Source organism: Agrobacterium sp. AGB01 (assembly GCF_014851585.1).
GTDB lineage: Bacteria > Pseudomonadota > Alphaproteobacteria > Rhizobiales > Rhizobiaceae > Agrobacterium.
Genome location: NZ_JACVAB010000003.1, coordinates 608,940 through 629,397, shown reverse-complemented (window position 1 = coordinate 629,397; position 20,458 = coordinate 608,940). Strand labels below are relative to the sequence as shown.

General features: G+C 55.3%; 15 protein-coding genes. 6 read left to right on the top strand and 9 right to left on the bottom strand.

Annotated features, from left to right (window positions below; all coding sequences use genetic code 11):
* Positions 1–2: 2 nt before the first annotated feature.
* The 7 genes from hutH (IB237_RS14645) to hutF all read right to left on the bottom strand — a co-directional run bounded on the left by hutH (IB237_RS14645) (position 3) and on the right by hutF (position 8,504).
* Positions 3–1,538 carry a histidine ammonia-lyase gene (gene hutH, locus IB237_RS14645; RefSeq protein WP_192489381.1) on the bottom strand — a complete coding sequence of 512 codons (1,536 nt, stop codon included), beginning with the start codon at positions 1,536–1,538 and terminating at the stop codon, positions 3–5.
* A complete protein-coding gene (hutI, locus tag IB237_RS14640; protein ID WP_192489380.1) occupies positions 1,535–2,773 on the bottom strand; it encodes an imidazolonepropionase in 1,239 nt (412 codons plus the stop codon). The genes hutH (IB237_RS14645) and hutI overlap by 4 nt, the downstream gene beginning before the upstream one ends.
* Positions 2,770–4,278 (bottom strand): histidine ammonia-lyase, encoded by a 1,509-nt coding sequence (gene hutH, locus IB237_RS14635; RefSeq protein WP_192489379.1) that lies wholly within the window; start codon positions 4,276–4,278, stop codon positions 2,770–2,772. Before hutH (IB237_RS14635) ends, hutI begins: the two co-directional genes overlap by 4 nt.
* Positions 4,271–5,095, bottom strand: coding sequence for a glycine betaine/L-proline ABC transporter ATP-binding protein (locus tag IB237_RS14630; protein ID WP_192489378.1), 825 nt, complete (start codon positions 5,093–5,095; stop codon positions 4,271–4,273). The genes hutH (IB237_RS14635) and IB237_RS14630 overlap by 8 nt, the downstream gene beginning before the upstream one ends.
* Positions 5,088–5,945 carry a proline/glycine betaine ABC transporter permease gene (locus IB237_RS14625; RefSeq protein ID WP_192489377.1) on the bottom strand — a complete coding sequence of 286 codons (858 nt, stop codon included), beginning with the start codon at positions 5,943–5,945 and terminating at the stop codon, positions 5,088–5,090. The genes IB237_RS14630 and IB237_RS14625 overlap by 8 nt, the downstream gene beginning before the upstream one ends.
* A 107-nt stretch (positions 5,946–6,052) precedes the next feature.
* Complete coding sequence (locus IB237_RS14620) at positions 6,053–7,087, bottom strand: ABC transporter substrate-binding protein (RefSeq protein WP_192489376.1); 1,035 nt, start codon at positions 7,085–7,087, stop codon at positions 6,053–6,055.
* 46 nt (positions 7,088–7,133) lie between these two features.
* Positions 7,134–8,504, bottom strand: coding sequence for a formimidoylglutamate deiminase (hutF, locus tag IB237_RS14615; RefSeq protein ID WP_192489375.1), 1,371 nt, complete (start codon positions 8,502–8,504; stop codon positions 7,134–7,136).
* Positions 8,505–8,637: 133 nt separating this feature from the next.
* Here hutF and hutC point away from each other — a divergent pair, with 133 nt between their 5' ends.
* The 6 genes from hutC (at position 8,638) to IB237_RS14585 (ending at position 15,728) form a co-directional block, all read left to right on the top strand.
* Positions 8,638–9,378, top strand: coding sequence for a histidine utilization repressor (gene hutC / locus IB237_RS14610; protein ID WP_192489374.1), 741 nt, complete (start codon positions 8,638–8,640; stop codon positions 9,376–9,378).
* 239 nt (positions 9,379–9,617) lie between these two features.
* A complete protein-coding gene (locus IB237_RS14605) occupies positions 9,618–11,213 on the top strand; it encodes an ABC transporter substrate-binding protein (RefSeq protein ID WP_192489373.1) in 1,596 nt (531 codons plus the stop codon).
* A 228-nt stretch (positions 11,214–11,441) separates the two neighbouring features.
* Entirely contained in the window at positions 11,442–12,380 is a 939-nt protein-coding gene (locus IB237_RS14600) for an ABC transporter permease (RefSeq protein ID WP_246787921.1), read from the top strand.
* Entirely contained in the window at positions 12,377–13,210 is an 834-nt protein-coding gene (locus tag IB237_RS14595) for an ABC transporter permease (RefSeq protein WP_192489371.1), read from the top strand. Before IB237_RS14600 ends, IB237_RS14595 begins: the two co-directional genes overlap by 4 nt.
* On the top strand, positions 13,203–14,786 hold the full coding sequence (locus tag IB237_RS14590) for an ABC transporter ATP-binding protein (RefSeq protein WP_192489370.1): 1,584 nt from the start codon (positions 13,203–13,205) through the stop codon (positions 14,784–14,786). Before IB237_RS14595 ends, IB237_RS14590 begins: the two co-directional genes overlap by 8 nt.
* A 30-nt stretch (positions 14,787–14,816) precedes the next feature.
* A complete protein-coding gene (locus IB237_RS14585) occupies positions 14,817–15,728 on the top strand; it encodes a homocysteine S-methyltransferase family protein (RefSeq protein ID WP_192489369.1) in 912 nt (303 codons plus the stop codon).
* Between the two features lie 48 nt (positions 15,729–15,776).
* On the opposite strand, the gene IB237_RS14580 is transcribed toward IB237_RS14585, so the two are convergent.
* The gene (locus IB237_RS14580; RefSeq protein ID WP_192489368.1) at positions 15,777–16,982 is read right to left on the bottom strand and encodes a M20 family metallopeptidase; all 1,206 of its coding nucleotides are present in this window, start codon (positions 16,980–16,982) and stop codon (positions 15,777–15,779) included.
* Positions 16,983–17,160: 178 nt separating this feature from the next.
* Positions 17,161–20,379 carry an efflux RND transporter permease subunit gene (locus IB237_RS14575; protein ID WP_192489367.1) on the bottom strand — a complete coding sequence of 1,073 codons (3,219 nt, stop codon included), beginning with the start codon at positions 20,377–20,379 and terminating at the stop codon, positions 17,161–17,163.
* Positions 20,380–20,458 lie beyond the last annotated feature (79 nt).

The following is a 20,458-nucleotide window of genomic DNA, read 5'->3' as shown; positions in this document are numbered from 1 at the left end:
GTTTAAGCCTCCAGCTTCGGCAGAATACCGTCGGAAATCGCGGCGACCAATGCGCCGGATGCGACGAGGTCGGAGGCGTGCTTGAGATCCGGCGCCATGTAACGATCGTCCTCCAGAGAAGGGATGATGGCGCGAAGCACGTTGATTGCCTTTTGCAGTTCCGGGCTGGTTTTCAGCGGACCGCGAAGCTCGACGCCCTGGACAGCCGAAAGTGCCTCAATGCCGAGAATGGCGAAGAGATTTTCGGTCATGGGGAGAAGACGGCGCGCACCGTGGCATGCCATGGAAACATGGTCTTCCTGATTGGCAGAGGTCGGTGTGGAATCCACGGATGCCGGATGCGACATCTGTTTGTTTTCGCTCATCAGTGCTGCCGAGGTAACTTCAGCAATCATAAGGCCGGAGTTCAATCCGGGCTTTTTGGACAGGAAGGCGGGCAGGCCATAAGAAAGCGCTGGGTCCACCAGCAACGCGATGCGGCGCTGGGCAATGGCACCGATTTCGCAGATCGCCAGGGCCGTCTGATCGGCTGCGAAGGCAACGGGTTCTGCGTGGAAGTTACCGCCGGACACCACCGAATTGTCAGAGAGAACCAGCGGATTGTCGGTTACCGCATTGGCTTCGATTTCCAGTGTGCGGGCAACCTGTCGCAACAGGTCAAGGCACGCACCATCGACCTGCGGCTGGCAACGAATGCAATAAGGGTCCTGTACGCGTTCGTCGCCTTCGATGTGGCTGACGCGAATTTCTGAGCCTTCGAGCAGCTGACGCAGGGCAGCACCGGCATCGATTTGGCCCTTGTGGCCGCGCAAGGTGTGAATATCGGGATGGAAAGGCGCGGACGATCCCATCGCCGCGTCCGTCGACAATGCGCCAGTGACAAGCGCTACTTGTGCAGCGCGGTGAGCACGGAACAGGCCAGCCAGCGCGAGCGCAGTGGAGGTCTGTGTGCCATTGATCAGTGCCAGGCCTTCTTTCGCGGCCAGTACGACAGGTGTCAGACCTGCCTTTGACAAAGCCTGTGCTGCAGGAAGTGCATTGCCTTCATAGAAGGCTTCGCCTTCGCCCATCATTACGGCTGCCATATGCGCTAGGGGTGCCAAATCGCCGGAGGCTCCGACCGAACCCTTCTCGGGAATGACCGGAGTAACGCCTTTCTCCAGCATGTCTTCGATCAGGCGGATCAGGTCCAGCCTTACACCGGATGCACCACGGCCGAGTGAAATCAGTTTCAGCGCCATGATAAGGCGAACAACATTTTCCGGCAGTGGAGCGCCGACGCCGCAGCAGTGCGACAGGATCAGATTGCGCTGCAGGGTCGCGACATCGGCGGCATCGATCTTGATCGAGGCCAATTTTCCGAAGCCGGTGTTGATGCCATACACTGGTGCATTGCCAGCTGCGATTTCGGCGATGCGGTTTGCCGCTTTTTCGATGGCAGCATCAAAGCTGCGGTCGAGGACGACATTTTCATTTTGCCAGTAAATTCGGGCAAGATCGGCAAGCGGCACTGAGCCGGGATGAAGTGTAATGGTCATGAATGACCTCCCATAAATGAAGGCGAGAGAGCGCTGACATCGCCGGCGAATACGCGGGCATGCAGTGGATTGAACCCTATGCGGTAAACCAGTTCCGCGGGTTCGTTGATGTTCCAGATAGCAAGATCTGTGCGTTTGCCGGTCTCGATGGTGCCGATCTCGGCAAGGCGGCCAAGTGCGCGCGCAGCTTCGCGGGTGATGCCGGCAATGCACTCATTCACTGTCATGCCAAAGAGTGTGGCCGCCATGTTCATGGTCAGCAGCAACGAGGTCAGCGGAGAGGTGCCGGGATTGTTGTCTGTGGCCAAAGCGATTTTGGTGCCGTGTTTGCGGAACAGATCAACCGGCGGCTTGCGGGTTTCCCGGATGTAATAAAACGCGCCCGGCAACAGGACGGCAACCGTTCCAGCCTTTGCCATGGCAGCCGCGCCTGCATCGCTTGTATATTCGAGATGGTCGGCTGAAAGCGCACCGAATTCGGCGGCAAGGGCCGCTCCCGACAGATCGGAAAGCTGGTCTGCATGCAGCTTTACCGGCAGGCCAAGTTCCAATGCGCTGTTAAAAACCACACGCATTTCCTCAGGCGAAAAAGCGATGCCTTCACAAAAGCCGTCGACAGCATCTACCAGCCCTTCAGCATGGGCTTTGTGCAGAGCTGGCAGGACAACATCCTGAATGAAGTCGACGTTTCTGCCCTTGTATTCTGCCGGCGTAGCATGCGCGCCGAGGAAGGTCGTGTTGACCGAGACTTCGCGGGCTTTCGCCATCGTGCGGGCAACCCGCAACATCTTCAGTTCATCTTCGACTGTCAGGCCGTAGCCGGACTTGATCTCGACCGTGGTGACGCCTTCGGCCAGCAGTGTGTCCAGACGTGGAAGGCTCTGGGCAATCAGATCATCTTCACTTGCCAACCTTACCTGCGATACAGATGACACGATGCCGCCGCCAGCGCGGGCTATTTCTTCATAAGTTGCACCGTTCAGGCGCATCTCGAATTCGCGGGCGCGATTGCCAGCGTGCACCAGATGGGTATGGCAATCGATGAGGCCGGGCGAAATCCAGCGACCTTCGCAATCGATGGTGTGTGTTCCGGCCGGAGCGCTGATCTCTTCAATGGGTGCTACCTGAAGGATAACACCGTTCTCAATCAGGATCGCACCGTTTTCAATGATACCGAGATCGGAACGGTCGGATTGCATCGTCATCAGACGAGCATTTGTCAGAAGCGTTTTCATGGAAGTCTCTCCGGCTCAATGACCGATGTGTTGCCAATCACCGCAGACAGGGTTGCAACATCGGTATTCAGAGGGCGGTCGTCATGGTAGGCCGCAATATGCGTACGGATCAGCTCGTACACCTGGCCGGTCTTCACAGCCTTGGCAGCAAGCTTCGGCTGCACGTCATAGGCTTGTGCGGCGGCCAGCAGTTCGATTGCCAGCACGGTCTGCAGGTTTGAAACGATCGAAAGGGCCTTGTCCGCCGCCGGTGTCGCATGGGTGAGGATATCTTCCTGCAATGCAGAGGTGATCCCACCATCAAGACTTGCCGGGGCTGCAAGACGACGGTTTTCCGCAACCAGTGCTGCGGCCGTATATTGAATGATCATGTAGCCGGAGAACACGCCGCCTTCGGCCGCCAGAAAGGCAGGCAACCCGCTGACAAGCGGATTAACGAGGCGGTCGATCCGCCGCTCGGAGACCGCGGCCAGTTCAGCCGCTGCGGTTGCCAAACTGTCCATCGCCAGACCAAGTGCGGCACCCACAGCATGGGCCTGTGAATGGACCAGCGGGTTGTTGGCGCTGCCGGTGACGACTGGATTGTCGGTGACGCTTTCCAGTTCCTGATTGACGACAACGCCAGCGTTTACGAAGGCGTCTCTGACGGCTCCGTGTATTTGCGGCACGGCGCGCAGGCTCAACGGGTCTTGCGTACGGCTGCCAGCGGACTGCGCCAGAAGTTCACTTCCTGCCAGCCAGTGACGCAGTGTTTTGCCAACCTGCTGAAGTCCTTGCGACTTGCGCAAGGCAAGCGGCTCTGCTGCAAACGGATCGGACTGACTGCCAAGATTTTCATAGGTCATGGCGGCGCTGACATCCGCCCAGTCGAGCAGACCTTCCAGCCGCGACAAAGCAAGGCTGGCCAGACCGGTTGCGCAAGGCGTGCCGTTGACGAGGCTCAAGCCTTCTTTTGCCTGAAGTGTCAGGGTCGAAAGACCCGCCTGTTTCAGAGCCTCTGCTCCAGAGATGACGTTTCCTTCAAAAACGGCTGTGCCTTCACCAATCAGCACCGTTCCAATCGCGGCTGCATGGGTGAGGTATCCTACAGAACCGCCCAACGGAATGACCGGCAATATGTTGGCATTCAAAAGTGTGAGCAAAGCTTTGACGGTGTCTGGATGAATGCCGGAAAAGCCGTGCGCAAAATTGGCAATCTGTGCGGCCATAATGGCACGTGTCGGTGCCTGTCCTAGTGCTGGGCCAACACCACAGGAATGACTGAGCAGGATATTGCGTGACAATGCCTGCTGTTTGTCCCTGTCGATGATGACATCACACAATGCACCAACACCGGTGTTGATGCCGTATCCACGAATACCGCGCTCCACCAATGCATCGACAATGTCGCGTGCATTAGAAATTCGCTGCCATGCCGCTTGCGACAACTGCAGTTCGGCTCCATTGGCAATCGCACCGATGTTGCGCCAGGTCAGCGGGCCGTCGAGGATGATGGTCTCAGGCATGGGGTGTCACTCCCGCACGTCGTTGAACGAACCGTGCGACATAGTCATTGGCCGGATTGTTGAGAATCTCATGCGGCGTTCCGACCTGAACCAGCTTTCCATCCTTGAGAATGGCGATTTCGGCGCCAATGCGCAGCGCCTCATCCAGATCATGGGTAATAAAGATGATGGTCTTGGAGAGGTTCTTTTCCAGCTGCAGCAACTGATCCTGCATATCGCTGCGGATCAGCGGGTCGAGCGCAGAAAATGCCTCGTCCATCAGGATCACGTCGGTGTCTGCGGCAAGGGCTCGCGCCAGTCCGACACGTTGTTTCATGCCGCCAGACAGCTGATGCGGGAACTTGTTCTCGTAACCTGAGAGGCCAACCATCTCGATCCATTTCATGCCGATCGGATTGGCGTCTGCCTTGCTGAGGCCCCGCACGCGCTGGCCGTAGGTGACGTTCTGCAACACGGTGCGATGCGGCATCAAGCCGAAGTTCTGAAACACCATGCTGACGCGGCGTGTGCGGAATTCACGCAGGTCACGGGCGGAAAGATCGAGCACATTATTGCCGTCAAAAATGATCTCACCGCTGGTCGGTTCGATCAGCCTGTTGATGTGGCGAACAAGTGTTGATTTTCCTGAGCCGGAAAGCCCCATGATCACAAAAATCCGTCCGCCGCCGATCTTAAGGCTGATGTCGTTCAGGCCAACACTGCATCCTGTCCGCGAAAGGATTTCGGATTTTTCAACGCCTTCACGCGCCAGTGCCAACGCAGCCTTGGAGTTCCCGCCAAAAATCTTGAAAACGTTTTTGATTTCGATGTCAGTCATTGTGGCCGTCCTTTTGTCTGGATTGACCAAGGCTCTGGGTGATCCGGTCGAGCACGATGGCGAGAATGACGATACCAATGCCAGCTTCCAGACCCTTGCCGACGTCCAGTGTCTGGATGCCGTTGAGAACCTGTTCGCCAAGGCCGCGTGCACCGATCATCGAGGCGACGACAACCATGGAAAGCGCCATCATGATTGTCTGGTTCAGACCGGCCATGATGGTGGGGGTTGCCAGTGGAAGCTCCACACCGAACAGGATTTGTCGTGGGCTACCGCCAAAGGCTGTCGCAGCTTCAACCACTTCACTGTCAACCTGACGAATGCCGAGGTCGGTGAGGCGGATCAGTGGCGGAACCGCGTAAATGATGGTGGCGAGAACGGCGGGTACCTTGCCGAGACCAAACAGCATGATGGCCGGGATAAGATAAACGAAACTCGGCATGGTCTGCATGACGTCGAGAACAGGAAGGGTGATGCGCCGCATGATGCTGCTTTTGGCCAGCCAGATGCCCAGGGGCACGCCGATGGCAACCGAAATGACCGTTGAAATCAGCATCAGTGCCAGGGTCTGCATCGTCAGATCCCAGAGACCGAGAGCACCGACCACCATCAGCAATATTCCGACCATGGCGACCAGAGAAACCTTGCGGCTTGCAAACCAGGCAAGCGCCATGAAGGCAATCAGGACTGCCCACCATGGTAAACCGCGCAAAATCCATTCGAAGAATAGAATGGCTTGCAGGATGGTTTGTGAAATTGCTTTGAATACAAAGCCGTAATTCACAACAAGGTTTTGTACGAACTCGTTTATCGGCCCGCGAATGGAAATGTGTAAGGCATCAGGAAACATCGCTTAAGCCCTCGGTATGGGAGACGGAAGAAAAGAACAGGGGCAGGGAATGTGCAAGGTTGCGGCAAACGCTGTTGGTTCGCCGACCCCGCACATTCCCGTTCTGTTTAGTTGAGGGAGGCTTCGATCTTTGCCTTGGCTTCAGGTGAAACCCAACCACCCCATACGTCGCCCTTCGTCTTCAGGAAACGTGCCGCTGCAGCCGGAGCGTCAGCCTTTTCGTCGACCATATAGGCAAGGCTTGCATTGACTTCGTCCAGTGGGAAGGTTGCCTTTTCGAGGATGCTGACGATTTCAGGCGCTTCTTCCGCAAATGTGCTGTTGATACCGTAAGCGACTTCAACAGCCGGGAATGCACAACCGGCTTCACGCTTGCCGCTGGCGCTGGTCAGCTCTTTCCAGCATTCTGCATCATAGGTTGGCTCTTCCAGCTGAACGAGCTTGAACTTGCCCATGATTGCGGTCGGGTTCCAGTAGTAAAACAGGACTGGTTCGCCCTGAAGGTAAGCGGAGCTGATGCCTGCATCGAGTGCCGTGCCTGTGCCTGGGCGGAAGTTCACGTAGGTTTCACCCAGCTTGTAGGCTTCAAGCTTTGCGGTGTTGACGCCTTCACATGTCCAACCCGATGGGCAGTTCAGGAAACGACCCTTGGATGGTTCTTCCGGGTCCTTGAACAGTTCAACAATTTCGGGATTGGAAAGCTGGTCGACACTTTTCAGATCAGGCGCCTTGGCTTCGATGCCACGGCTTGCATCGCCCTTAACGAGATATTCTGGCACGAACCAGCCTTCGGATGCGCCGACAAATGTCTTGCCGATCGACTTGACCTTGCCAGCTGCAGAGGCTGCATTCCAGACGTCAGAACGGCCAATCCACTCTTCGGCGAAAATCTGCACATCGTTGTTTGCTGTTGCCTGTTCGAGCGTCACGGAGTTACCGGGAATGGAGTCGACCTTGCAGTCATAACCCTTTTCGAGAATGGTCTTCATCACCTCGGTAATGAACGAGCCGCTTTCCCAGTCAATACCCGCAAAGGTAACGGTTTTGCCGTCGCCGCAATAGGATGCCTGGGCCGAACCGACAGAACCGCCAAGGATCATGGCCGCGGCTGCAATTGTATATTTCAATTTGTCATTCAACATTATGTTCCCCTTTTTTGATGAATGTCAGTGACGTTAAAAATGCAGTCTAATGTTGCCGCTTGAGAGCAGCATGAAATGCGCGATCGATCTCCTCCTGACGGATGTGACGACCGTCCTGAACAACCCATTGTCCGGCAACCATGACGTCCCGAACGGCTTTTGACCCAAGGGCAAAAAGCCAGCGGTCCAGAATTTTTGTCGATGGCGCGGTGGCGATAAAGGCTTCAACCTCACTCAAAACCACCAGATCAGCAGACGCGCCGATGCTAAGCCCGTGCTTTGGTTGGCCCGCTGCCTGTGCGCCGCCTGCCAATGCGCCCTTGAACAGTGTCTCGCCAACAGACGTGCCGCTACCAGCTGTTATTCTGTTGCGTCTCTGGTCTCGCAACCTCTGGCCATATTCGAGCAGGCGCAGTTCTTCGCTGACGCTGGTGGCGACATGGCTGTCCGTTCCAATACCAAAACGGCCATTGGCACCAAGAAAATCGGTGGCGGGGAATATGCCGTCGCCCAAATTGGCTTCGGTTTCCGGGCAAAGACCGGCAACCGCGCCGCTGCCTGCAAGACGCGACGTCTCTTCCGCTGTCATGTGGGTCGCGTGAATGGCACACCAGCGTTCATCGACAGGCATTTCATCGAGCAGCCATTGCACCGGTCTGCGACCGCTCCACGCCAGGCAGTCGTCCACTTCCTTCTGCTGTTCGGCAACATGGATATGGATCGGGCCACCGGTTTGTTCGGCGCTGAGAATGGTGTGCATTTCATCCGGCGTGGCAGCGCGCAGGGAGTGAATTGCCAGCCCCAGATTGATCGCCGTGCCCGCTCGCTCTTTCTCCAGACGTTCAAGAAGCGTCAGAAAACGATCTACTGAATGAATGAAGGGGCGCTGACCATCGCCGGGAGCGGTGCCGCCAAAACCAGCATGGGCGTAAAAGACCGGAAGATGTGTGAGGCCAATGCCGGATTGCTTTGCAGCATTAAAAATGCGCAGCGACATTTCCGCCGGATCGTCATATGCTGTGCCATCTGCCTGATGGTGCAGGTAATGAAATTCTACGATGTGGCCGAAACCGCCTTTGAGAAGTTCACTATACAACTTTGCGGCAACAGCTTGCATGTCTTCCGGGGAAAGCTGGCCAACAAGCCGATACATAGCGTCACGCCATGTCCAGAAACTATCCTCGGATGAACTGGAAACTTCGGCAAGACCAGCCATGGCACGCTGAAAGGCGTGTGAATGTAGATTTGCAATTGCCGGCGCAACCGGGCCTTTTGCCTGCTCTTCAGCATTGGTTTGCGTGGTTTCAGCCTGAATGTCGGTTATTGTGCCATCATGGTCGATGGAAAGCGTGACATTGTTTGCCCAGCCGTCAGCCAGAAAAGCACGTTTGCAGAAAAGAGTTCTTGTCGATGCCATCGTCGCGCCTCAAGTTGTATATGGAACATTGCAGCTTTTCAGATGACAATCAAGCGGGATATTGAAATAATGGGCTTAAATTTCGGCTGCATATTTTGTATGCAGATGAGGACTGTAACAAGGATGCCATTGTATGCCGCAGGCTGAAGTCGAGGCTATCGTCAAGGATGCCAGCGCACGCGAGGCGCCGCTATACGAGCGTATGAAAGCCCAGATAAAGGCACGTATCGAATCGGGCGAGTGGCCGGTTAACTCGCGTATTCCTTCGGAAAATGAGCTGGTTGACGTTTTGGGTGTCAGTCGCATGACCGCCAACCGGGCGCTGCGGGAGTTGGCCAGTGAAGGCGTGATTGTGCGGGTTCAGGGGCGCGGATCGTTTGTTGCGCCGAAAAAGCGCAGTGCCAAATTTATGGGCGTTCGCAACATTGCCGATGAAATTGCCGAGCGGGGAGCAACACATCGCGCCGAATTGATTCTCGCGCAGAGAGAACCTTGTGGGCCGGAATTGGCTGAAGCACTGGAGATCAAGGTTGGAAATATCGCCTTCCACACCATCATCGCGCATCATGAAGATGATGTGCCGATCCAGATCGAGGACCGCTTCGTTAATCCCGATGTTGCACCTGACTATCTCGATCAGGATTTTACGGTAGTCACACCGAACGCTTTCCTGACGCGGGTCGCACCGATCATTCGCACGGAGCAATTCATCGAAGCGGTGTTGCCGCAGCCATGGGAATGCAAGCTTCTTTCGGTGGCGCGTTCAGAACCGTGCCTTCTGGTTCGTCGCCGGACATGGTCGGGAAATCAGGTGGCCTCGTCCGTGAGACTTCTTTACCCCGGCTCGCGGTATCGACTTCAAAGTTCTTTTTAAAATTTCTGGTTGAGCAAAGGTAGATCGGTCGGTCGGTTGGCTTTTCGAGAATCACCGAAGAGGCTGATCGGGTAGACGTTCACTGCCGCTGCTCACCCGATGGACTAGAAGTCATCTACTGAAAAGATGTTCTAAAATAATCGTATTTTTCAGGTCGCCATGGCTTGCGAAGCCGCGTCAACGATGAGATCAACCACTCCAGAAGAGAAAATATATCTCATAAACCGCGAAGTTATATCATGCCAAATCAGAAAAATTTCCCCGTTCCGCAAGCTCACTCCCGACGCCAGTTCCTGGGCCTATCCGCCACGGCGCTCGCCGCGGCTGGATTTGGGTTGACGTCTTCCGGGCTTTTCATTCCGTCTGCCGCACGGGCGCAGGACGCAGGCCCACGCAAGGGTGGCCATCTCGTCATAGCGATGCACTCCGCTTCGAGTTCCGATCACCTTGATCCGGCATCCTACACCATGGCCTATATGTATACCGTGGGCTTCCAGCTTTTTAATACGCTCTTGGAGCTTGGGCCGGATGGAAAACTGACGAGCGCTTTGGTAGAGACCTGGGAACCTGCTAATCCGGACGCTAGCAAATGGGTATTCCGTTTGCGGCGAGGCGTGACGTTCCACAATGGCAAGGAATTAACCGCCAAGGACGTCGTTTACTCACTCAATCATCATCGGGGTGAGGACACTAAGTCGGGTGGTAAGGGTGTGCTGCTGGCTGTAAGCGATATTGTGGCATCGGACACCTATGAGATTACAGTTACTCTGACAGCCGGCAATGTAGACTTCCCGTCTGCGTTTCTTGACTACCATCTGGGGATTGGCCCTGAGGGAGAGGATTTCGACAAGGGTATCGGGACCGGTGCATTTGTTCTTGAGGATTTCCAACCGGGTGTGCGCGCGCTGACGCGACGTAATCCGAACTACTGGCACCCGGACCGGGCCAACGTTGATTCCGTTGAAACAATTGCGATGGATGACGCAACCGCGCGCGCTGCCGCCCTGATGAGCGGTCAGGCACATATCATCAATGCCGTCGAGCCTCGTATTGTCAGCCGTTTGACAACCCGGCCAGACATCCAGATTCTTCGCACGCCTGAGAACTCGATGTATTGCTTCCCGATGCGCACAGACTCGGAGCTTCTTAAGAACAATGACCTCCGTCTTGCCCTGAAATATGCGATTGACCGAGAGGAGCTCCAGAAAAGCCTGCTCGTAGGCACAGGCGCGATTGGTAACGACCATCCTATTCCGTCTTGGAACCCGCTTTATTCAAAGGATGTGCCACAGCGTGCATATGATCCGGAGAAGGCGTCTTTCCATCTGAAAAAGTCCGGTTTCTCTGGCTCCATCCCGCTCAGCGTTTCTGATAATGGCTTCACCGGTTCAGCCGATGCTGCGCAACTGTATCAGGCTTCCGCCGCGAAGGCTGGCATTACGATCGATGTCGAGCGTGTGCCATCGGACGGTTACTGGGATGAGGTCTGGCTGAAAAAGCCATTTGTTGCATCCAATTGGTCCGTGAGGCCGACAGCCGACGCTATGCTTTCCATGCTGCTTCAGAGCGATGCGCCCTGGAATGAAACAGGTTGGAAGAACGAGACCTTCGATAAATTGCTGGCGACATCGCGCGTTGAGCTCGACGAGACAAAACGCAAGCAGATCTACCATGATATGCAGGTCCTGATCGTTGAAGAGGGTGGCGAGTTGATCCCTGTCTTCACCGACAATCTCGCCGCGGCAAACGGCAAGGTGAAGGGATATGTTTCCATTCCCGGTGGCGGCGACATGAGTGGCTATCGCCTTGCGGAAAAGGTCTGGCTCGAAGAATAAGCCTTATTTTCCTTCAAGACATGGAAATGGCAGCGATGACCATATAGACGGTTTATCGCTGCCATTTCGTTATAACTTGCAGGCGGAAAAAATGCCAAATCTTGCAAGACCTGACACCGGACTGTGATGACACAAAAGCCAATACAGACAGCGCAACGCGCTCAGATCGCCCAGTTTACATTGCGACAGGCTGCGGCGCGCATCTGGCAAAGCAGCGGATTGCTGTCGATGATTGTCCGCCGGCTACTTTTGGGGATTTTGCTGCTTTGGGCGACGTCTGTCGTAATATTTGCGGGAACGCAGATATTGCCCGGTGATGTCGCGACAGCAATGCTTGGTCAGCAAGCGACGCCGCAGGCGGTGGAGAGCATCCGTAAAGAGCTTGGCTTGGAGAGGCCTGCTATCCAGCGCTATAGCGAATGGCTGGGGAATGCTGTTCAGGGTGACCTCGGACGTAGCTATTCAAACAGACAGGATATCGCAAAAAGCATCGCGCCTCGCTTAAGCAATACGTTGTATCTGGCTTCTGTCTCTGCGCTGTTTGCCATTCCATTGGCGCTTATACTCGGCATCATTTCCGTACTGTATGCGGGGCGGGCTGTAGACAGAACGATTGCAGTGGCAACTCTTGGGACGATTTCGCTGCCAGAGTTTTTCGTCGCCTACATATTGATCGCTTATCTGGCGGTCTCGCTTGGGCTTTTGCCGTCGAGTGCCTTGGTGACATCATCGATGAGTGGCTGGCAACGGTTGGTTGCGGTATCGCTTCCCTGTATGACGCTGGTGATTGCTGTGACAGGGCACATGGCGAGAATGACACGTGCCTCTCTGATGGCTGTTATGTCTTCACCTTATATCGAGACTGCGCAGTTAAAAGGCTTGCCGCGGTGGCAAATTCTTTTGAAACATGCCTTGCCCAACGCCTTGTCGCCCGTGGTCAACGTCATTGCATTGAACCTGGCATATCTCGTCGTCGGTGTCGTCGTTGTCGAGGTTATTTTCGTTTATCCAGGCATGGGACAATACATGGTCGACCACGTCGCCAAACGTGACGTCCCCGTAGTGCAAGCATGCGGCCTTATCTTTGCTGCCGTTTATATCGGACTGAATATCATTGTCGATGTGATGGTCATGCTCACCAATCCAAGATTAAGGCATCCGCGATGAGACAAAGGACAACTTCACGTCTTCTCGCGGTCATCGGCTTTGGCGGCGTCGCATTCTTTCTTTTCATTGCGGTTTTCGCAAACGTCATTGCGCCGCATCCCATATCGGAAATTGTTGGCGGCGTATGGGAAGGCCCGTCGACGCAGGCTCTTCTTGGTACAGACAACATAGGTCGAGATCTTTTGTCCCGGGTTATCTGGGGAACCAGACTGACCTTATCCATCGCGGGGGCAGCAACCATTCTTGCGTTTGCATTCGGCGTGCCGTTGGGCTTCCTGGCCGCCCTCTCGGGTGGGTGGCGGGATCAGGTGTTATCGCGCACAAATGATCTGCTGATGGCGATACCGACGCTTATTTTCGCTCTGGTGGTTCTGGCTGTGTTGCCCAAGAATGTGTTTGTGTTGATCTCTGTAATGGCTGTGCTGGAGGCCACGCGCGTGTTCCGGGTCAGCCGCGCAATTGCCTCTGACCTTGTTGTGCTAGACTATGTAGAGATTGCGCGCCTGCGCGGTGAAAGCAAAGTGTGGATCATCTTTAACGAGATACTTCCCAACGCTATTTCTCCTTTGTTGGCAGAGTTGGGCCTACGTTTCGTCTTCGCCATCCTGTTCTTATCGACGCTGTCATTTCTCGGCCTTGGTGTTCAGCCCCCGGTGGCTGATTGGGGAAGTCTGGTCAAAGAAAACAAGGATGGTTTGATGTTCGGCGTGTTTGCGGCGCTCATCCCGGGCGCCACCATCGCGATATTGGCTATCAGCATCAACTTCATTGTTGACTGGATTGGGCAGCGCAAGCGCGGCGTAATGAGAGGCGTCAAAAAGGATGACTGAAATCGCGCTTGAAATTACCGATCTTGAAATCAGATCGGCTGAAGGCATTGTTGTCGACCGCATAGGTTTGCGTCTTCAGAAGGGGCGCGTTCTTGGCCTGATCGGTGAATCCGGTGCTGGCAAATCCACCATCGGTCTTGCGGCACTCGGCTATGTTCGAAATGGTCTTCATATCACCAGTGGGCATATTCTTCTCGACGGAAAAGACATTCTCGCTGCGGGAAAAGGACAAGAATTGCGCGGTTGCAAGGTCACATATGTGGCCCAATCGGCTGCTGCGGCCTTTAATCCTGCCCACAAACTGATCGACCAAGTCATTGAGGCCACCGTCTGGCACGGCGTGATGAAAAAGCCGGACGCACGCAAACGGGCCATCGAACTCTTCGCAATGCTGGGTCTTCCCGATCCCGATCGTTTTGGTGAACGATATCCCCATCAGGCATCCGGTGGTCAACTCCAGCGCGCAATGACTGCTATGGCCCTTTGCCCGAAACCCGACTTGATCGTCTTCGACGAGCCGACGACCGCCCTTGATGTCACGACACAGATTGAAGTGCTTATCGCCATAAAAAACGCGATTGCGACGACTGGAACGGCTGCGCTTTACATCTCCCATGACCTTGCTGTCGTTGCGCAAGTTGCAGACGAGATGATGGTTCTTCGTCATGGGCGCGTGGTTGAAGCGGGGCCAGCGGCGCACCTCCTTGAAGCACCTCAACAGGACTATACAAAACGACTATTGGGGGCCAGGCAGAACGAAACAGAGGAGCGATCATCAGCCACTGCTCTTCTTTCTGTGAAGAACGTATTTGCGGCCTATGACCCTTCAGTCCCTGTACTGAGTGATGTTTCTCTAGATGTCGAAAAAGGGCGTACAACGGCGATTGTCGGGGAATCGGGTTCGGGCAAGTCGACGCTTGCTCGGGTGGTCAGCGGCCTATTGAGTGCGGCGGGTGAGATTCATTTCGAAGGGGTTCAACTCGCATCTCGCGTTGATGACCGCCCGAAGGAAGTGTTACGCAACATACAGATGATCAGTCAGCTTCCAGATTTGGCACTTAATCCGAACCGGACAGTTGCTGATATCATTGGTCGGCCGCTTAAATTCTATTTTGGTATGCGGGGCAAAGAACGCCGCAAGGCTGTTGAAGAATTGCTCGAGCTTGTCGAGTTGTCACCAACTCTTCAGACCCGTTATCCGACAGACCTTTCGGGCGGACAAAAGCAGCGGGTTTGTATTGCTCGCGCTTTGGCTGCACGCCCCAAACTCATGCTGTGTGACGAACCAACCTCCGCACTTGATCCACTGGTGGCAGAGGGAATTCTCGATTTGCTGCGGCGTGTGCAGGCTGAAAACGGCACGTCATATCTGTTTGTAACCCATGATTTGGCAATTGTGCGCGCAATCGCCGATAAGGTCGCGGTGATGCATAAGGGACGGGTGGTCCGTTACGGACAGAAGGCAGATGTGCTGAGCCCGCCATTTGACGATTATACCGGCAAACTTCTCGCATCCGTTCCCCAAATGGCCACGGGGTGGCTCGATAGCGTCGTTGCTTCACGGCAGAGCCTCTAGAAATTTTGATACTGAAAGGGGCAATTCGCCATGAGCAAGAAGACAATTATTCTGGACGGAGGCATGGGTCGTGAGCTGGAACGTGTTGGCGCACCATTCCGGCAGCCGGAGTGGTCGGCACTGGCACTTATCGAAGGGCCTGAATATGTTCGTAAAGTCCATGACGAATATATTGAAGCCGGCGCGGACGTTATCACGACCAACAGCTATGCCGTTGTTCCTTTTCATATCGGCGAAGATCGCTTTGCCAAAGAGGGGCGTACGCTTGCCGCCCTTTCTGGCACGCTGGCGCGTGAAGCCGCCGATGCCGCGCCGCGCAGTGTGAGGGTTGCTGGTTCGTTACCACCTGTCTTTGGCTCCTACCAGCCTGAACTTTTTGATCCGGCGCGTGCCGGTGAGCTTCTCGGAGTACTGGTGGAGGCACTTGAGCCATCGGTGGACTTGTGGCTCACGGAAACGCAGAGCAGTCTTATCGAGGTAAAGGCGGCACATCAGGCCATTCGGCACACAGGCAAGCCGCTCTGGATTTCCTATACATTGCGCGACGATGTCTCTTCCGAAGAAATGGGAGATGCGCAGCTCAGGTCTGGCGAAACAGTTGCGGACGGCGCCCGCCTTGCCGCAGAACTCGGTGCGGAAGCACTTCTCTTCAACTGCGCCATGCCAGAGGTCATGGATGCTGCCATTGCGGCCGCAAGCAAGGTCTTTTCGGATCTGGGCAAGGACATCCCTGTCGGAGTTTACGCCAATGCGTTCCCGTCACAGCAGGGTGATGAAGAAGCAAACGCAACGGTGACAGAAGTTCGTGCTGATCTCGATCCAGAATCTTACGGCAAATGGGCGAAGCGTTGGGTCAATAACGGTGCCTCGATCATTGGCGGCTGCTGCGGCATCGGCACCAACCACATTCATGCTCTTTCAACACGGTATCTTTGCAATTAAAGCAAACGTATAACTGGAGGGCGGCCTATCTGGCCGCCCCTTATTCTCTTAAGACAAGATACGCGCAGCGGTCAGTGACAACGCCACGACGCCGTTGGCGATGCACCGTTCATCCGGCTGGTAATCCGAGTTGTGCAGCTTGTCATGGCGGCCCTCCTGAGACGCTCCGATGCCAAGCTGGAATGATGGTACCTTTTCCGCGACCAGAGCGAAGTCTTCGGAACCCAGGCTGGCTTGGCGCTTGAACATCACATCGCCGTATCGCTCGTGGATGGCGGCTGTTGTAGCCTCGATCAAAAATGGGTCCGACACCATCGATGGGACGCCGCGCACGTAATTGACCTCTGCTTTGACACGCATAGAGGCTTCCAACCCCGCGCATATACGGCGCACGGCCGCCTCAATGACATCCCGGGTGCCTGGATCCTGGCAGCGAACCGTCCCCATGATCATTACTGAATCTGGAATGATATTGTGGGTGTTGCCGCCATGAATAGCACCGACGGTCAAAACCGCGGTGTGCATGGGATCAACCTCACGCGAAACAATGGTCTGCAGCTGAAGTACAAGCTGAGCGGTAGCGACAATCGGGTCAACGGCATGATGAGGGCGTGCTGCATGGCCGGATTGTGCGTGCACTGTTATTTCAAACTCGTCAGACGAGCCATTGGCAATGCCTTCAACAAAACTGAAGGTGCCGGTTGGTTCATCCGGATGATTGTGGAAACCAAGGGCCAAGTCGACACCATCAAGGATGCCGTCGGCAATCATGGCACGCGCGCCACTTTCCTGCGTTTCTTCTGCCGGCTGGAACATCAGTTTTACATTGCCTGCAAGATGCGGCGCGATTGTTTTCAATACGCTGCCGATGCCAATCAAGGTTGCAGTATGCAGATCGTGGCCGCAGGCGTGCATCTTGCCGTCGTAGACGCTGGCAAAGGGTAGGCCGGTCTGCTCTTCAATCGGCAAGGCATCCATGTCCGCACGTATAACAAGGGTCTTGCCAGGGCGACCACCTTTGATAAATCCGACGACACCGGTTCGTCCCACGCCTGTTTGATGCTCGATGCCAAGGCGTTCAAGCTCTTGCGCCACGACGTCGGCCGTACGTGTAACGTCAAAGCCCGTTTCTGGATGTGCGTGGATATCCCGACGTATCTCGATCAACTGCGGCTCGATTTGGTCTGTGAGGTCCTGAACGACGGATACGAGGTCGTTAATCCGGGCAACATCAGGGGGCGAGACTTTCGTCATGGTCTTTCCAATCAGGCTATGGCGACGTTATCGACAACGTCGGTTTTGTAAGCCCTCGCCATATCAGGATTTTTTCTCTCTAGACAGAGTTTGGCGTGTAAGTTTCTCTTCAAAAATATTGCTGAGGGTTATGCGTTGAGGCGCGCTTTCGCGCGCCTCCATTATTGTCGTTCCATTTTTAGCCAAACATGCTCAGCGATTTTGTTGTCTCAGACGTGCTCTGGGGCTTGTCGTCCTGTTCTTCCGCATGTTTGTGCTGCACAAGTGCGCGGTTTCCGGTGAGCTTGCGAACAAGCACGTAGAAAACCGGTGTCATGAAGATACCGAAGAACGTCACGCCGATCATCCCCGAGAACACCGCAACGCCCATGGCAGCGCGCATCTCAGCACCTGCGCCAGTGGAGATGACCAGAGGCACCACGCCCATGATGAAGGCCAGCGATGTCATCAAAATAGGACGCAGGCGCAGACGGCTGGCTTCGATCGCCGCAGCAACCGGTTTTTTGCCCTCAAACTCAAGTTCCCGGGCAAATTCCACGATCAGGATCGCATTCTTTGCCGATAGTCCCACCAGAACGATTAATCCTATCTGGGTGAAGATGTTGTTGTCTCCACCAGTCAGCCAGACGCCTGTCAATGCAGCCAGTACACCCATGGGTACGATCATGATGATCGCCAGTGGAAGTGTCAGACTTTCATATTGTGCGGCCAGCACCAGATAGACCAACAAAAGTGCCAGCGGGAAGACGAGGAAACCGGAACTTCCTGCCAGGATTTGCTGGTAGGTGAGGTCAGTCCATTCGTAGTCAATGCCTGAAGGCAGTGTTTCAGCGGCAATACGTTCAATCGCGGCCTGTGCTTCACCAGATGAGAAGCCTGGGGCTGGACCACCATTGATATCGGCCGAGAGGAAGCCGTTATAACGGTTTGTACGTTCCGGACCGGTTGTGGCATCCACCTTCAGCAGCGCTGACAGGGGGATCATTTCGCCGCTTGCCGAGCGTACCTTCAGCTGGCCGATATCCTCGGACTGCGAGCGGAACTTGGCATCAGCCTGCACACGCACGCTGTAAGTACGGCCAAACGCGTTGAAGTCGTTGACGTAGAGTGAGCCCAGATAGATCTGCAGGGTTTCGAAAACGTCAGTGACTGAGACGCCAAGCTGTTCTGCCTTGGCACGGTCTAAGTCTGCGTAAAGCTGCGGCACATTGATCTGGTAGCTTGAGAACAAACCAGCCAGTTCCGGAGCCTGATAGGCCTTTGCAAGAAATGCCTTGTTAGCTTCATCAAGTGCCTGGTAACCGAAGCCGGCCCGGTCTTCGAGTTGCAGTTTGAAGCCACCTGTTGTGCCAAGGCCGTTGACCGGTGGTGGCGGGAACATGGCGATAAATGCATCCTGGATTGCTCCGAATTTCTGGTTGAGCGACATGGCGATCGCACCGCCGGAAAGATCGGCCGTCTTGCGCTCCTCAAACGGGCTCAAGGCAACAAACACTACGCCTGCATTCGAGCTGTTGGTAAAGCCGTTGATCGACAAGCCGGGGAAGGCAATAGCGTGTTCGACGCCTGGCTGTGCCAAGGCAATCTCACTCATGCGCTTGATGACGTCTTCGGTGCGGTCGAGGCTGGCAGCGTCAGGCAGCTGGGCAAAGCCAATCAGATACTGCTTGTCCTGTGCGGGCACGAAGCCACCGGGCACGGCATTGAAGATGCCGTAGGTTGCACCGGCCAGCGCCATGTAGACAAACATGACGACGCTCTTGCGTGACAGCAAGCCACCGACGCTGCGACCGTAACCATTGGACGCAGCACCAAAGCCACGGTTGAACAGGCGGAAGAATCCACCGAACACCTTGTCCATGCCACGTGTCAGCCAGTCTTTTGGAGCGTGGTGCCCCTTAAGCAGCAAGGCAGCCAGAGCTGGAGACAGTGTCAGAGAGTTGATAGCCGAGATAACCGTTGAAATAGCGATGGTCAGTGCGAACTGGCGATAGAACTGGCCAGAAAGACCGGAGATAAACGCCAGTGGCACAAACACGGCAACGAGAACCAGTGCAATCGCAATGATCGGACCGGAGACTTCCTTCATGGCGCGGTAGGTTGCCTCGCGTGGAGACAGCCCGTTTTCAATGTTGCGTTCGACGTTTTCGACCACAACGATGGCATCGTCCACCACAATGCCGATTGCTAGCACAAGCCCGAACAGACTGAGTGCGTTAATCGAGAAGCCAAAGACATACATGACCGCAAAAGTGCCGATGATTGAAACCGGAACGGCAATCAGCGGGATGATCGAGGCGCGCCATGTCTGCAGGAACAGGATGACGACAACCACCACAAGCGCAACGGCTTCCAGCAGCGTATCAATAACCTTGTCGATGGATGAGCGGACGAACTGTGTGGTGTCGTAGACGATTTCGTACTTCACGCCGTCAGGCATCGCCTTTTGCAGTTCTGTCATGGTGGCAGAAACGCTGTCGGAAATGGCAATGGCGTTGGAGCCTGGAGCCTGGAAAACCGGAATGGCAACGGCAGATTCACCGTCCAGCAATGAGCGCAGTGAATAGTCAGAAGCGCCGAGTTCAACGCGAGCAACATCCCGCAGACGGGTGATCGCACCGTTTGAGCCGCTCTTGACGATGATGTTGCCAAATTCTTCCGGCGTGCTCAGACGGCCCTGTGCATTGACATTGAGCTGCATGTCGATGCCAGACAGGTTGGGTGAAGCGCCGATAATACCAGCAGCAGCCTGTACGTTCTGTGAACGGATGGCATTGGTGATGTCGGCGGCGGCAAGACCATGTTCTGCTGCCTTTTGCGGGTCGAGCCAGATGCGCATGGAATAATCGCCCGCGCCGAAGATCTGTACCTGACCAACACCTTCGATGCGTGCCAGCCGGTCCTTGATGTTCAAAACGGCATAGTTGCGCAGGTACGTCAGGTCGTAACGATCACCTGGCGAAACCAGGTGGATCACCATCATCAGATCGGGAGAGCTTTTGACGGTTGTTACGCCAAGGCTGCGTACCTCTGAAGGCAAGCGGGGTTCAGCTTGCGAAACACGGTTCTGCACCAACTGTTGTGCCTTGTCGGGATCGGTGCCTAGCTTGAAGGTGACTGTCAGTGTCATCACGCCGTCAGACGTGGCCTGGCTGGACATGTACAGCATGTCTTCGACGCCGTTGATCTGTTCTTCAAGCGGTGTTGCCACCGTTTCGGCAATGACCTTGGGATTGGCGCCAGGGTAGGTGGCGCGCACGACGATCGATGGTGGCACGACTTCCGGATATTCGGAAATTGGCAGAGCGCGCATACCAAGCAGGCCCGCAACCACGATCAGTACCGACAGAACGGCGGCGAAGACCGGTCGATCGACAAAAAATCTGGAGATGTTCATAACAAAGTCCTCTCCGGTTAAATTCTGGATACAGAGAGCCGTTTCGGTGGCACCGGACCACCAAATGGCGAATTTTTGG